The organism is Aliihoeflea sp. 40Bstr573, from assembly GCF_024105655.1.
GTDB lineage: Bacteria > Pseudomonadota > Alphaproteobacteria > Rhizobiales > Rhizobiaceae > Aliihoeflea.
Genome location: NZ_JAAAMH010000001.1, coordinates 434541 through 447173, shown reverse-complemented (window position 1 = coordinate 447173; position 12633 = coordinate 434541). Strand labels below are relative to the sequence as shown.

Annotated in this window: 17 protein-coding genes; 14 read left to right on the top strand and 3 right to left on the bottom strand. The window is 63.8% G+C overall.

Annotated elements, in window-relative coordinates; translation table 11 throughout:
* Nucleotides 1-148 precede the first annotated feature (148 nt).
* Both GTK01_RS02155 and GTK01_RS02150 read left to right on the top strand, forming a co-directional pair.
* Complete coding sequence (locus GTK01_RS02155) at nt 149-658, top strand: hypothetical protein (protein ID WP_252924199.1); 510 nt, start codon at nt 149-151, stop codon at nt 656-658.
* Nucleotides 655-987: a DUF6105 family protein gene (locus GTK01_RS02150; RefSeq protein WP_252924198.1), complete on the top strand. Its 333-nt coding sequence runs from the start codon at nt 655-657 to the stop codon at nt 985-987. The genes GTK01_RS02155 and GTK01_RS02150 overlap by 4 nt, the downstream gene beginning before the upstream one ends.
* On the opposite strand, the gene ruvX is transcribed toward GTK01_RS02150, so the two are convergent.
* Entirely contained in the window at nt 902-1408 is a 507-nt protein-coding gene (gene ruvX, locus GTK01_RS02145; protein ID WP_252924197.1) for a Holliday junction resolvase RuvX, read from the bottom strand. The genes GTK01_RS02150 and ruvX overlap by 86 nt on opposite strands.
* Nucleotides 1409-1480: 72 nt before the next feature.
* Here ruvX and GTK01_RS02140 point away from each other — a divergent pair, with 72 nt between their 5' ends.
* From GTK01_RS02140 to GTK01_RS02120, 5 genes are all read left to right on the top strand, one after another.
* Entirely contained in the window at nt 1481-2188 is a 708-nt protein-coding gene (locus GTK01_RS02140; protein WP_252924196.1) for a metal-dependent hydrolase, read from the top strand.
* 109 nt (nt 2189-2297) lie between these two features.
* Complete coding sequence (gatC, locus tag GTK01_RS02135) at nt 2298-2585, top strand: Asp-tRNA(Asn)/Glu-tRNA(Gln) amidotransferase subunit GatC (RefSeq protein WP_252924195.1); 288 nt, start codon at nt 2298-2300, stop codon at nt 2583-2585.
* A gap of 1 nt (nt 2586) precedes the next feature.
* The gene (locus GTK01_RS02130) at nt 2587-3057 is read left to right on the top strand and encodes a GNAT family N-acetyltransferase (RefSeq protein ID WP_252924194.1); all 471 of its coding nucleotides are present in this window, start codon (nt 2587-2589) and stop codon (nt 3055-3057) included.
* Nucleotides 3054-4535 (top strand): Asp-tRNA(Asn)/Glu-tRNA(Gln) amidotransferase subunit GatA, encoded by a 1482-nt coding sequence (gene gatA, locus GTK01_RS02125; protein WP_252924193.1) that lies wholly within the window; start codon nt 3054-3056, stop codon nt 4533-4535. The genes GTK01_RS02130 and gatA overlap by 4 nt, the downstream gene beginning before the upstream one ends.
* A 16-nt stretch (nt 4536-4551) precedes the next feature.
* Entirely contained in the window at nt 4552-5340 is a 789-nt protein-coding gene (locus GTK01_RS02120) for an ElyC/SanA/YdcF family protein (RefSeq protein WP_252924192.1), read from the top strand.
* On the opposite strand, the gene GTK01_RS02115 is transcribed toward GTK01_RS02120, so the two are convergent.
* Nucleotides 5337-6032 (bottom strand): DUF599 domain-containing protein, encoded by a 696-nt coding sequence (locus GTK01_RS02115; protein ID WP_252924191.1) that lies wholly within the window; start codon nt 6030-6032, stop codon nt 5337-5339. The genes GTK01_RS02120 and GTK01_RS02115 overlap by 4 nt on opposite strands.
* A gap of 95 nt (nt 6033-6127) precedes the next feature.
* Between GTK01_RS02115 and GTK01_RS02110 the strand changes: the two genes are divergently transcribed.
* From GTK01_RS02110 to GTK01_RS02090, 5 genes are all read left to right on the top strand, one after another.
* Complete coding sequence (locus GTK01_RS02110; RefSeq protein WP_252924408.1) at nt 6128-6442, top strand: hypothetical protein; 315 nt, start codon at nt 6128-6130, stop codon at nt 6440-6442.
* Between the two features lie 168 nt (nt 6443-6610).
* On the top strand, nt 6611-8011 hold the full coding sequence (locus GTK01_RS02105; protein ID WP_252924190.1) for an L-serine ammonia-lyase: 1401 nt from the start codon (nt 6611-6613) through the stop codon (nt 8009-8011).
* Between the two features lie 69 nt (nt 8012-8080).
* A complete protein-coding gene (locus tag GTK01_RS02100; protein ID WP_252924189.1) occupies nt 8081-8515 on the top strand; it encodes a DUF1489 family protein in 435 nt (144 codons plus the stop codon).
* A 48-nt stretch (nt 8516-8563) separates the two neighbouring features.
* Complete coding sequence (locus GTK01_RS02095; RefSeq protein ID WP_252924188.1) at nt 8564-9301, top strand: VWA domain-containing protein; 738 nt, start codon at nt 8564-8566, stop codon at nt 9299-9301.
* On the top strand, nt 9298-9984 hold the full coding sequence (locus GTK01_RS02090; RefSeq protein ID WP_252924187.1) for a DnaJ domain-containing protein: 687 nt from the start codon (nt 9298-9300) through the stop codon (nt 9982-9984). The genes GTK01_RS02095 and GTK01_RS02090 overlap by 4 nt, the downstream gene beginning before the upstream one ends.
* 39 nt (nt 9985-10023) lie before the next feature.
* Here GTK01_RS02090 and GTK01_RS02085 read toward each other — a convergent pair whose 3' ends face one another.
* Nucleotides 10024-11508, bottom strand: a complete 1485-nt coding sequence (locus GTK01_RS02085) for a serine hydrolase (protein WP_252924186.1) — start codon at nt 11506-11508, stop codon at nt 10024-10026.
* Nucleotides 11509-11740: 232 nt separating this feature from the next.
* Between GTK01_RS02085 and GTK01_RS02080 the strand changes: the two genes are divergently transcribed.
* On the top strand, nt 11741-12070 hold the full coding sequence (locus GTK01_RS02080; protein WP_252924185.1) for a phasin family protein: 330 nt from the start codon (nt 11741-11743) through the stop codon (nt 12068-12070).
* A 204-nt stretch (nt 12071-12274) separates the two neighbouring features.
* Nucleotides 12275-12631, top strand: a complete 357-nt coding sequence (gene clpS / locus GTK01_RS02075; protein WP_252924395.1) for an ATP-dependent Clp protease adapter ClpS — start codon at nt 12275-12277, stop codon at nt 12629-12631.
* Nucleotides 12632-12633 lie beyond the last annotated feature (2 nt).

Genomic DNA, 12633 nt, shown 5'->3' with positions numbered 1-12633 from the left:
TCTTTCGCGGCGGGAATGCTTCCGCATAGGCATCGCGGCCCATCCTGTAAACCGTCCTGGCCGGTTGTGCCGTTAACCTTAACAAAAGGTTTCGATTGCCGGTAACTGGCGTGGGGTCCAGTTTCTCTATGGTTAAGAAAGGGATTCCATGCCACGTGCTTTGACCGTCATCATCGCCTTCCACTGGGCGGCGCTTCTTTGCCTTTCGGGCGCGCGGACCGTTGCCGCGCCGGGCACGGCCGCGCTGACAGACGTGATCGCGACCGGTGCGGTCGCAGCCATCCAGTTCATGGCGGCGCTCGCCTTCTTCTGGGCCATGGTTTCCGTCCTGATCGATTCCGACAGCGAAGAGGCAGGGCAGGGCAATGTCGCGAAGATCGCCGTGGCCGTCGGGCTTCTGGCGACGACCGCCGGCGCCCTCTCGCCGGCTCTGGCGGGCGATGTGGCGGTTCTCCAGCTTGCCGCGCTCCAGTTTGCGGGATTGCTCGTCAGCCACCTCATCATGCAGGCCGAGCGCCCGGTGGTCCGGGCACCGGTCGGCGCCAACGACAACAGCCGCGCCGCCGCCCGCCTGCTGGCCGTGCTGGCCGCGACGGATGCGAAGATCAACCGGATGACCCGGTCGGGCTCAGGCGCGCCGGGAGATTTCTGGCGATGAAATACATCCTGATATTCTGGGGCCTTCCGATGGGCCTCTTCTGGGGCTGGTACTATCTTTCGTATAACGACATGCATTTCGGCTACCTGATGCTGAGCCGCCTGCTGCATGACCATGTGTTCGAAATCTACGGGCAGATTCTCGGCGTCGACCCGGCATCGATCATGCCCCTCGTCACGCGCGCCTGCATTGTCGACACGGTGCTGATCTTCGCGATCTTCGCTTTCCGCAGGCGTCGCCAGATCAGGATATGGGCGCTTCGCCGCCGTGAGCGTCATCTGGCTCGGGTTGAAGCGACTGCAGCCGGTCAAGAACGCCCTGCAGGATGAAGGCGGCGGCGGCCGAATCGATCCGCTCGCCGCGCTTTTTCCGTGAAACGTCCATTTCCAGAAGCGCGCGTTCGGCCGCGACCGTCGACAGGCGCTCGTCCCAAAGAACGAAGGGCAGTTTCGTCACCCGCGCCATGTTTCGCACGAACGCCTTCGTCGCCTGCGCGCGCGGGCCCTCCGAGCCGTCCATGTTGATCGGCCAACCGATCGCGACTGCGGCCACCTGATCCTTCTCCAGAAGCGCCAGCAGCGCGTTCGCATCCTGCGTGAACTTGGTGCGCATGATCACGGGGCGGGGATGGGCGAACGAGTGATGACGGTCGGAGACCGCGACGCCGATCGTCTTGGTGCCGAGGTCGAGCCCCGCGATCGGCCGGCCATCCGAAACGGCCAGCAATTGTTCCAGGTCGATGAGGTTCATGGTCCGGCTGCTTTGACTTCGAATGTCTCCGTCCTATCCTTCCGCGCGACCCAATCAAAGAGAGGACGGGACATGAAACTCACATGGTACGGACATTCGGCGTTCAGGATCGAGACGGGAGACGCGAAAATCCTGATCGATCCCTTCCTGACGGGAAATTCGTCCTGGGGAAAGGGCTGGGAAGAGGCCGCCGACGGCGTGACCCATGTGCTCCTGACCCACGGCCATAACGATCACCTTGGCGACACGCTGCGGATTCTCAAGAAGACCGGCGCGATGCTGGTCTCCAATTTCGAAATCTACGAATATCTCGTCAGCCAGGGCGCCGATGCGAACAAGGTCAATCCGGGCAATCACGGCGGCACTGTCGATTGCGGCGGGTTCACGACCACCTTCGTCAACGCGCTCCATTCCTCATCCTTCAGCAAGGAAGGCGGCGGCAACGTCTATCTGGGCAATCCCAACGGGCTCGTCCTGCACTTCGCCAACGGCGAATCGCTCTACCATATGGGCGACACCGACATTTTCGGCGACATGGCGCTGATCAACGAACTGCACCAGCCGAAGGTCGGGCTCGTGCCGATCGGCGACCGGTTCACGATGGGTGGCGCGGTGGCCGCGATGGCCTGCCAGCGCTTCTTCGATTTCGAGACCGTCGTTCCCTGCCATTACGGGACGTTCCCGATCATCGACCAGAACGCCGACAAGTTCGTCGAGGGGATGAAGGGGACCAAGGCCAAGGTTCTGGTGCCGACCGTCGGAGAAGCAACGGAAGTCTGATCGGGGACGGGAATTTCCCGCCTAGCCGCGAGAGGCTTGTTGCACGCATAAGCCCGCGCCTTTATAGCGCGGGCTTCACGTTCTTTGTGCCCCTTGCCGCGGAGCAACCATGTCCGTCGATCTCGCCACCGTCCGCCGCGTCGCGCATCTTGCGCGCATTGCCGTCACCGATCAGGAAGCCGAGCGGATGACCGGCGAACTCAATGCCATCCTCGGCTTCGTCGAGCAACTGGGAGAGGTCGACGTTTCGGGCGTCGAACCGATGACCTCGGTGACGCCGATGGAGATGAAGAAGCGCGCTGACGTCGTCACCGATGGCGGCAAGGCCGCGGACATCGTCGCCAACGCGCCGGCGAGCGACGAGAATTTCTTCCTCGTGCCGAAGGTGATCGAATAGGATGTCGGTCGTCATCGCACAGGAGACGCCGCTGCAGGACGACGTGCGGCAGATGGTGGCGGAACTCAACGCCTACATGATGCCGCTGACGCCGCGCGAGTTCCAGTTCCAGTTGACGGTGGAGCAGATGGCGACGCCGGGCGTGAGCGTTTTCGTCGCCCGCGACGAGGCCGGCCGCGCGGTCGGCATGGCGTCGCTCAAGGCGCATGACGCGTCGCTGGGCGAGGTCAAGCGCATGTACACGCTGCCCGCCGTGCGCGGCCAACGAGTCGGCTCGCGGCTTCTTGCCCGCGTCGAGGACGAGGCGCGCGCGCTCGGGCTGGCCCGGCTGGTGCTTGAGACCGGAGAGGCACCCGGCTTCGAGGAAGCATGGCGCGTCTACGAGCGCGGCGGCTACACGGTCTGCGGCGCCGTCCTCGACTACCCCGATTCCGGCTTTTCCCGTTTCTACGAAAAGAAGCTTACCCCATGACCGACTTGACCCGCCTGACGATCGCCGAGGCGCGCACGAAACTGCGTGCCAAGGAATTCACTTCAGCCGAACTGACGGACGCCTATCTGGACGCGATCGACGCCGCCAATGGCGAACTCAACGCCTATGTGAAGGTGACGCCGGACAAGGCGCGCGAGATGGCACGCGCCTCGGACGCGAAGCTCGCGAGCGGCAATGGCGGGGACCTCGAAGGCATTCCGCTCGGCATCAAGGACCTTTTTGGCACCGAGGGCGTCCACACGCAGGCGGCAAGCCACATTCTCGATGGCTTCGAGCCGCGCTACGAATCGACCGTCACGGCCAATCTGTGGGCTGATGGCGCGGTGATGCTGGGCAAGCTCAACATGGACGAATTCGCCATGGGCTCGTCCAACGAGACCAGCCATTACGGCCCTGTGAAGAACCCCTGGCGCGCCGAGGGCTCCAATCTCGACCTCGTGCCCGGCGGCTCTTCGGGCGGTTCGGCGTCGGCTGTGTCGGCCTGGCTTTGCGCCGGCGCCACCGCCACGGATACGGGCGGGTCGATCCGCCAGCCGGCGGCGTTCACCGGCACGGTCGGCATCAAGCCGACCTATGGACGCTGCTCGCGCTGGGGCGTCGTCGCATTCGCCTCTTCGCTCGACCAGGCCGGCCCGATCACGCGCGACGTGCGCGACGCAGCGATCATGCTGAAGTCGATGGCGTCGGTGGACGAGAAGGATACGACGTCGGTCAACATTCCGGTGCCGGACTATGAGGCCGCCATCGGCCAGTCGGTCAGGGGCATGCGGATCGGCATCCCGAAGGAATACCGCGTCGACGGCATGCCGAACGAGATCGAAACTCTCTGGCAAAAAGGCATTGCCTGGCTGAAGGATGCCGGCGCCGAGATCGTGGACATCTCGCTGCCGCACACGAAATACGCGCTGCCGGCCTATTACATCGTCGCGCCCGCAGAGGCTTCGTCCAATCTCGCGCGCTATGACGGTGTGCGATATGGGCTGCGCGTGCCCGGCAAGGACATTGCCGACATGTATGAGCAGACGCGCGCCGCCGGCTTCGGCCGTGAGGTGAAGCGGCGCATCATGATCGGCACCTACGTGCTCTCGGCCGGCTATTACGATGCCTATTACCTGCAGGCGCAGAAGGTGCGCACGCTGATCAAGAAGGACTTCGAGGACGTGTTCGCGGCGGGGATCGACACGATCCTGACGCCGGCGACGCCCTCTGCCGCCTTCGGCATCGCCGATCAGGACATGGCCGCCGATCCAGTGAAGATGTATCTGAACGACATTTTCACCGTGACGGTGAACATGGCCGGCCTGCCGGGCATCGCTGTGCCGGCGGGGCTGGATTCGAAGGGCTTGCCGCTGGGCTTGCAGCTCATCGGCCGGCCGTTCGAGGAAGAAACCCTTTTCCGTACGGCGCATGTGATCGAGCAGGCGGCCGGACGGTTCGAGCCGGCGAAGTGGTGGTAGGTCGGGACGACGGGCGGTGTTCTTTTATCTTTCCAAGATATTCTGGCTGTTCGCTCATCCCCTGAACCTGACCGGTATCCTGCTCTTCGTCGGTCTCGTGCTGCTGTTCCTGCAATGGACGCGGCTGGCCGGAGCCGCGTTTTCGGTCGCTTTTGTTGTGCTGGCGCTTTCGACATGGACGTCGATCGGGGCGCTGATGCTGCATCCGCTTGAAGATCGCTTTGCGCGGCCCGATCCGGCGTCTGAGCGGATCGACGGTATCATCGTGCTCGGCGGCGGGTTCGAGGGTTCCGTCAATCTCGCGCGCGGTGGCTATGAACTGAATTCGAGTGGCGATCGGTTCGTCGAGACGGCCGTGCTCGCTCGTCTATTTCCGAACGTCCCGGTGGTCGTTTCGGGCGGGACTGGAACGATCGCGCTCGAGGGCGAGGGCGACGCTGACACCGCGCCACGGCTTTTGAACGCGCTCGGCATCGACGAAGGGCGGCTGGTGCTCGAGAACCGTTCACGCAACACCGACGAGAATGCGCGGTTCTCGCGGGACATGGTGAGCCCGCAGAACGGACAGACCTGGCTGCTCGTCACCTCCGCATTCCACATGCCGCGCTCGGTCCTCCTGTTCGAGAAGGCCGGGTTCGACGTCGTTCCCTGGCCGGCGGACTACCGCACCGCGGGGGACGAGACGCCCGGGCTGGCACAGGACAACGCGATCGACAGCCTGCAGAACACCGCCATCGCCATCCGCGAATGGATCGGGCTCGTTGCCTATCGCCTGACCGGGCGCACCGACAGGTTGCTGCCCTAGGCGTCGATGACGGCAGCGCGGGCGGCGGAAAAGAACTGCCGGCGCACGAGGACGAAGAGCGTGAAGGTCGTCGTTCCGATGAAGAACCAGGGTCCGACGAACCAGCCGAGATAGCCGAGCGCAAAGAAAATGGCGCGCAGTCCGGCATTGAAGTGCTTGCCGCCGAGCTGGTTCATGCGGGCGGCCCGGACGACGGCGCGTTCGACTTCGGAATCGTCTGTGTCCTCCTTGGCGATCGGCACAGCGCCGATCAGGATCGAGCAATAGTTGAAGAGCCGGTAGGCCCAGCCGAACTTGAAGAACGCGTAGGCGAGGATGCCGGTGAGGCCGAAAACCTTGGCCTCGAAGACGGGACGCGCGATGTCGTCGTTCGTCGGCAGGTCCCCAAGGACCGCAATGACCTGATCGGTCGAGCCAAGAAGCGCAAAGCAACCGCCAAGCGCCAGGAGCGAACTCGATGCGAAGAAGGCCGTGCCCTGCTGCAGCCCCATCATGATGCCGGTGTCGATCATCCGCAGGTCGCGCCGGGCCATGGTGCGCATCCAGGTTTCGCGCTGCCGGTTCATCAAGGAGGTGAGCGTCGGGCGCGAGAAGATCCGGCCTTGCGTCGCTTGCGCGAAGACGATCCACCCCACCAGAAAATAGGCGAGCGCGAAGAGGTCGAGCGGGTCGAGGGGGATCGATTCAAGCATCATTGGCGCGGGCCGGCACAGGGGAGCGGGGAATGGTCGTCATCCTTTAGCCAGATGCGTTACGAAATTGCTAACGCCGCGTTGCAGCTAACTCGATGATTTATCTCAAGTTGTCGAAATCGGAAATCCGCGATGAAATTTCCGCCATGAAATTGCCGCCTTTTCGCATTGCAAGGCGGCGCGAATACGTCTACCGAGATGCCTGCTGGAGCAGGGGAACGCATTTGCGTTGTTCGGGGGCGATGGCAGACCAAAATCTCAAAAACGGGAATTCCATGGACGAGAGCGTTCAGAAATCCTGCTGGGGCGTGACCGCCAAGGCAGTGATCGGCTTTGCAGGCATCATTCTCCTGGCCTGGCTGGTGGGTGGTGCAGGCGCTGAAGGCGTGGCCACGATCGCCGCGAGCTGACAACGCGCAGCAGGCCGCGAGCTTGCGACGAATTTCGACAGGCTGCGGAGCCAGGGCCCCGCAGCCTTTTTCTTTGCGATGTCGCAACCGGATCAGCGAAAGTCGGCCCGTGCCTTGCGCCGGCCTCGCCGCTGGCGAAGAGTTGCGCCAACGTCTGCCGGAGAATCCATGTTCCTGTCCGTCTTCGACCTCTTCAAGATCGGCATCGGTCCGTCGAGCTCCCACACGATGGGTCCGATGTCGGCGGCCGGCCGCTTTCTCGACGAACTCAAGGGCGGCGACTGGCCGAAGCCGCAGGGCGCGGTGGTGTCGCGGCTCTCCGTCAGCCTGCACGGCTCGCTGGCCTTTACGGGCGTCGGTCATGGCACGGACCGGGCGGTGATCCTCGGGCTGACAGGCGCGCTGCCGCAGACGGTGGACCCGGACACGATGGACGCGGCGGTGGCCGAGGTGAGCGGCACGAAGCGCATCACGCCGCCCGGCCATCCGACCTATCGGTTCGATCCCGCCACGGATCTGGTGCTCGATCGCAAGCAACCGCTTCCCGGCCACGCGAATGGCATGGCGTTCAGCGCCTATGACGGCAACGACCGGCTGCTCCTGAAGCGCATCTATTATTCGATTGGCGGCGGTTTCGTCGTCTCGGAGGAAGAGTTGCAGCGTCTTGCGGACAAGGGGCCGGAAGGCAAGGCGGAGCAGGTGCCGCATCCGTTTCGCAATGCACGCGAGATGCTGGCGATGGCGGAGGCGTCGGGCAAGTCGATCGCGGAGATGAAGCGGGCGAACGAGGAGACGCGGCAGTCGCGCGCCGACCTCGATGCCGGCCTCGACGCGATCTGGGACGCGATGCGCGGCTGCATCGAGCGCGGCCTTAGCCAGGACGGGATCATGCCGGGCGGATTGAAGGTGCGCCGTCGTGCGCGCCATCTGCACGATACGCTGCAGGAGCAGTGGCGACAGAACCGGCCAAACCCGCTGCTCGCCAATGACTGGCTGTCGGTCTACGCGATGGCGGTGAACGAGGAGAACGCCGGGGGCGGGCGCGTCGTGACCGCGCCGACCAACGGCGCGGCTGGCGTCGTGCCGGCGGTGATGCGCTACTGGCTGCATTTCCACCCCGAAGCCGACGCTGACGGTATCCGCGATTTCCTGCTGACGGCGGCTGCGGTCGGTGGAATCATCAAGCACAACGCGTCGATCTCCGGCGCCGAAGTCGGCTGCCAGGGCGAAGTCGGATCGGCGTCGGCGATGGCGGCGGCGGGGCTGGCGGCTGTGATGGGCGGTACGCCCGAGCAGATCGAAAATGCCGCCGAGATCGCGCTCGAGCATCATCTGGGCATGACTTGCGATCCGATCGCCGGGCTCGTGCAGGTGCCTTGCATCGAACGAAATGCGCTTGGCGCGGTAAAGGCCGTGACGGCCGCCTCGCTTGCCATCAAGGGCGACGGCAAGCATTTCGTGCCGCTTGACGCGGCAATCAAGACGATGCGCCAGACCGGGCTCGACATGAACGACAAGTACAAGGAAACGAGCCTCGGCGGGCTCGCGGTCAACGTCGTCGAATGCTAAGGCTGCTTTCTGTGGACATCAGGCCATGCCGCCTTTGAGTTGGCGGAAGCCAGCGCCTATCTAGAGACCATGGCACTTCACATCCTCAAGCTTTGCGTTGGCTGCGACTCGATCGAGGACCTGCAATCGTGGATCGACGAGCGGGCAGCGCGGATGCGCGCTTCCGGGCAGCCGGTCGAGCATTTCCACACGACCCGGATGGTGCCCAAGCGCGTCGAGCAACTGCTCGACGGGGGGTCGCTCTACTGGGTAATCAAGGGCGGAGTGCAGTGCCGGCAGAAGCTGGTCGACGTCAGGCCGTTCACGGACGGCGATGGAATCGGCCGTTGCCACCTCGTCCTCGACAATCAGTTGACGCCAACAGTCTGGCAACCGCGACGACCGTTCCAGGGCTGGCGCTACCTTCGCACGGAAGATGCGCCGCAGGATGTCGGAGGTGGGTCCGACATGCGCGAGATGCCGGCGCAGCTTCGCCGCGAACTCGCCGACCTCGGGCTTCTGTGATCGCGCGCAGTCTTGCCTTGGCGCGCGCAGAACCTCATTTTCAATGTCATGAGTGAAAAGACCCCCGCCAAGCCGGCACCCTTGCCGACCAAAACCCCCAGAAGCGCGCCGAACGAGGTTGCGGCCTTCTTGAAGCAGGCGCGGACGCTGAGCGCCGGGCATGCGCCGGGCGCGCAGAAGGGACGGCTGATCCTGGCGCTCGACGCCACGATGAGCCGCCAGCCGACCTGGGACCTTGCCTGTACGCTGCAGGCCGAGATGTTCGACGCCGTCGGCAAGACCGGCCGGCTCGAGGTCCAGCTCGTCTATTTCCGTGGCTTCGGCGAATGTCGCTCGTCCAAATTCGTCGCGGACACCGGCAAGCTCAAGGATCTCATGGTCAAGATCGACTGTCGCGGCGGGCATACACAGATCGGCAAGGTGCTTTCGCATGCGATCTCGGAGAGCGAAGCGCACAAGGTGAACGCGCTCGTCTATATCGGCGATGCGATGGAAGAGGGAATCGACGAACTCGCCGACAAGGCGGGACGGCTCGGGCTCAAAGGCGTTCCAGTCTTCCTGTTCCAGGAGGGCCATGACCCCTTGGCCGAGCGGGCCTTCAAGGAGATCGCGCGGCTGACGCGCGGCGCCTGGTTCCGTTTCGACCGGAATTCAGCGGCCACGCTGGCCAAGCTGCTGTCCGCCATCGCGGTCTATGCCACTGGCGGCCATGCGGCGCTGGAGGCGAGGGGGCGCGGCGAGGACCGGCTGCTGATCGAACACATGCGCGGCAGGCACGACAAATGATCTACGTGATCGGCGCCTCGGCGCTCGCGCTCTTCCTGATCTTCGTGCTGTTGAAGGCGGACGCCGCGAAAATCGCATCGAGCCTTAGGCTGATCGGCCCGATCGCGCTCGCCATCGTCGGTGCCGGCCTGATCCTGATCGGTCGGGCGGGGATCGGCGGCATGGCGCTGTCTGGCGCGCTGGCCTGGTATGGCGCTGGAAAGATGCACCGGCGCTCGAAACCGACCCCAGGCAAGCGTTCCCATGTGCGAACGGCCGCGCTGGAGATGGAACTCGACCACGACACCGGCGGCCTCGATGGCGTGGTGCTGGCGGGGCCGTTCGATGGCAAGCCGCTCGGAGATCTGAGCGAACTGGAACTCTACGAACTGCTCGCCGAGCTTGGCGACGACCCGGAAAGCCGTCAGCTACTTGAGACGTATCTTGACAGCCGCCTTCCCCTCTGGCGCGACCACGCGCAGGCGGATGTCGGCGGCGGGGAAGCTCGCGCGCCAGCTTCTGGCCCCATGAGCAAGCAAGAGGCTTACCAGGTCCTTGGTCTTGAAGCGGGTGCTAGCGCGGCGGATATCCGCAAGGCGCATCGGCGCCTGATGCAGAGACTGCACCCGGACCTCGGCGGCAGCTCCTTCCTGGCGGCGCGGATCAATGAAGCCAAGGACGTTCTGTTGTCCGGTCACGGTTGATTCTCCTTCGACACGATACTCTCCCGGAGAACGGGAACTTTACATCTGGACGGCGTAGCAGGCGATGCCGTAGCTCTTCAGCGAGCCGCAGGCGGACCAGGCCGCATCCTTGCCGCCAAAGCCAGCGAAGCGTGCGCGATAGTACGTCTGGCCGTTGTGCTGGAACGTTTCGGTGAATGGCTCTGCGCCGCCGAGCACGTTGGAAGCGCGGGACTTGGCGCTGGCCAGGAAGGACTTGGCCTCGCTCTCAGACGGCATGGATGCAACCTGGATGACCCAGCCGGCCGGCTGCGTCGAGGAGGTCTGGACCGGGTCGACGTCAGCGGAAGCGGCGCGTTCCTTGGCCGCGTGAAGCGCAGCGGGAACAGCTTGCGAGGGGACTGGGGCAGGCGGGGTCGGACGTGCCGTCGGGAGTGCGCCCCCAAAGGCCATCTGGATGCGGTTCGAGGCGTCGTCGTTGCCAAGAGGCGCCGACGGAGCGGGTGCGATGGCGGGCGCCTGCGCCGCCGGCCGAGCTGCCGCCGTCGAGGTGAGCGCCAGTTCCATCTGGGCGGCGCCGGCCTCCTCTGCGGGGCGGAATTGCGGCACGGGAATCTTTGTCGGCAGGACATTGGCGGTGGCGGCAACGGCGACTGTCTGGCTAAGCGGGCCGCGTGCGACGAGCAGTTGCTTATTTCCGCGCGAAGCCTTGGGCAGGTACTGACGGATCAGCTCAACCATGTGGTCGTCACGCGAACGGCCGGACTGGCCGCCCATGACCACGGCGACGATCGAGCGGCCGTCATCTTGCACCGACGAGACCAGGTTGAAACCCGATGCGCGGATATAGCCCGTCTTGATGCCGTCTGCGCCGCGGACGCGGCCGAGAACGCGGTTGTGGTTGCCAAAGCGCTGCTTTCCGAGTTTGAACTCCCGGGTGCTGAAATAGGAGTAGTACTGCGGGAAGTGCTCGCGAAGTGCGATGCCCAGAATGGCCATATCCCGCGCGCTCGTCACCTGCTTGTTGTTGGGCAGACCATGCGCGTTCTGGAAGGTCGTCGAGTTCATGCCGAGCTGGCGCGCCTTGGTCGTCATGAGCCTTGCGAAGTTCTGCTCCGAACCACCGACGAATTCGCCGATCGCGGTCGCGATGTCGTTTGCAGAGCGGGTGACGAGCGAATAGATCGCGTTCTCGGCCGTGATGGTGGAGCCGGCACGCAGGCCGATCTTTGTCGGCGGCTCGGCGGCAGCCTTGGCGCTGATCGGGATCGGGGTCGACTTGGCGACGCGGCCCGATTCCATCTGCTCGAACAGCATGTAGAGCGTCATCATCTTGGTGAGCGAGGCGGGGAAGCGCTGCTCGTCGCCATAGCGATTGAACAGCACCTGACCTGTCTTGGCGTCCATGACGTAGGCCGCGTAGCGCGGATTGGCCGACGCGTGACCGGCTGCGCCGGCAATCAGCGCGAGGGCGGTGAGGAAGGAAAGCAGGACCTTGAAGATGGCCTGGTGACGCGGAAGAAATCCGGCGAACGTCTGACGCACAACTACACCCATACAGATTTTGGTGGTCGCATTCTGGCGAGGTTTTACATCGTTCAAACCTAGCCGTCGGAAGTTACCGATCCGTTTATGGTAACCGGTTCGTTCATGAAGTCGGCGAAATTCGAGCTTTGGCAGGAGCGCTGCCGCAATTGACGGGTGTTGCGACGCGGGATAGAGTTTGCGCACCGCAGCATTCCTGCGCCTTTCCCAAGCTCCCATGAGGTTTTGGCTGATGATGCAGTCCTTCGAAGATGCCGGCAAACTCGGCAAGGAAATGACGGATACCGGGCTGAAGAGCTTCGCTTCGGTGTCGAAGAACATGCAGGCGATCGCTGTCGAGGCGACCGAATATTCGCGCAAGGCGTTCGAGCAGTCGGGATCAGCGCTGGAAAAGCTGGTCCAGGCGAAATCGCCGGACAAGGCGGTGGAAGTCCAGATGGATTTCGCGCGGCAGGCCTATGAAGGCTTCATCGGTCAGGCGACGCGCATGAGCGAGCTTTACGCCGACATGGCGAAGGAGGTCTACAAGCCCTTCGAGATGCTGGGCGCCAAGGTACGGTGACAGCCGCCGAGACCTTACGACGTGACTTGGGCCGCGCGATTGCGCGGCCTTTTTCATGGTCTTGCAGGTGCGCCGAAAATATTGTCGTCGACGTGAAGCCCGGCCGTATTGTCACCATCGACACAGGGCTTACAATCAAGGGCGAAACACCTACATGACGCTTCCGAGGCGGGAGTGGTAAGATTGGAAAGGCGAGTGACGAGCATAGGTTCAGGCAAGCGTGCACCCAAGGCTCAAGCGGGTGAAAACGGCAATGGCGGCCCCGGACGGGGCACGGCGGTCATCACCCGCACGAAGGCCAAAACCAAGAAGCCGAGTCTCTACCGTGTTCTGATTCTCAATGATGACTACACGCCGATGGAATTCGTCGTGCACGTTCTCGAACGCTTCTTCCAGAAGGATCGCGAAGCAGCGACCCGCATCATGCTCCACGTCCATAATCACGGTGTCGGCGAATGCGGCGTCTACACCTTCGAGGTGGCCGAGACAAAGGTGACCCAGGTCATGGATTTCGCTCGCCAACACCAGCATCCGCTGCAATGCGTGATGGAAAAGAAATGAGG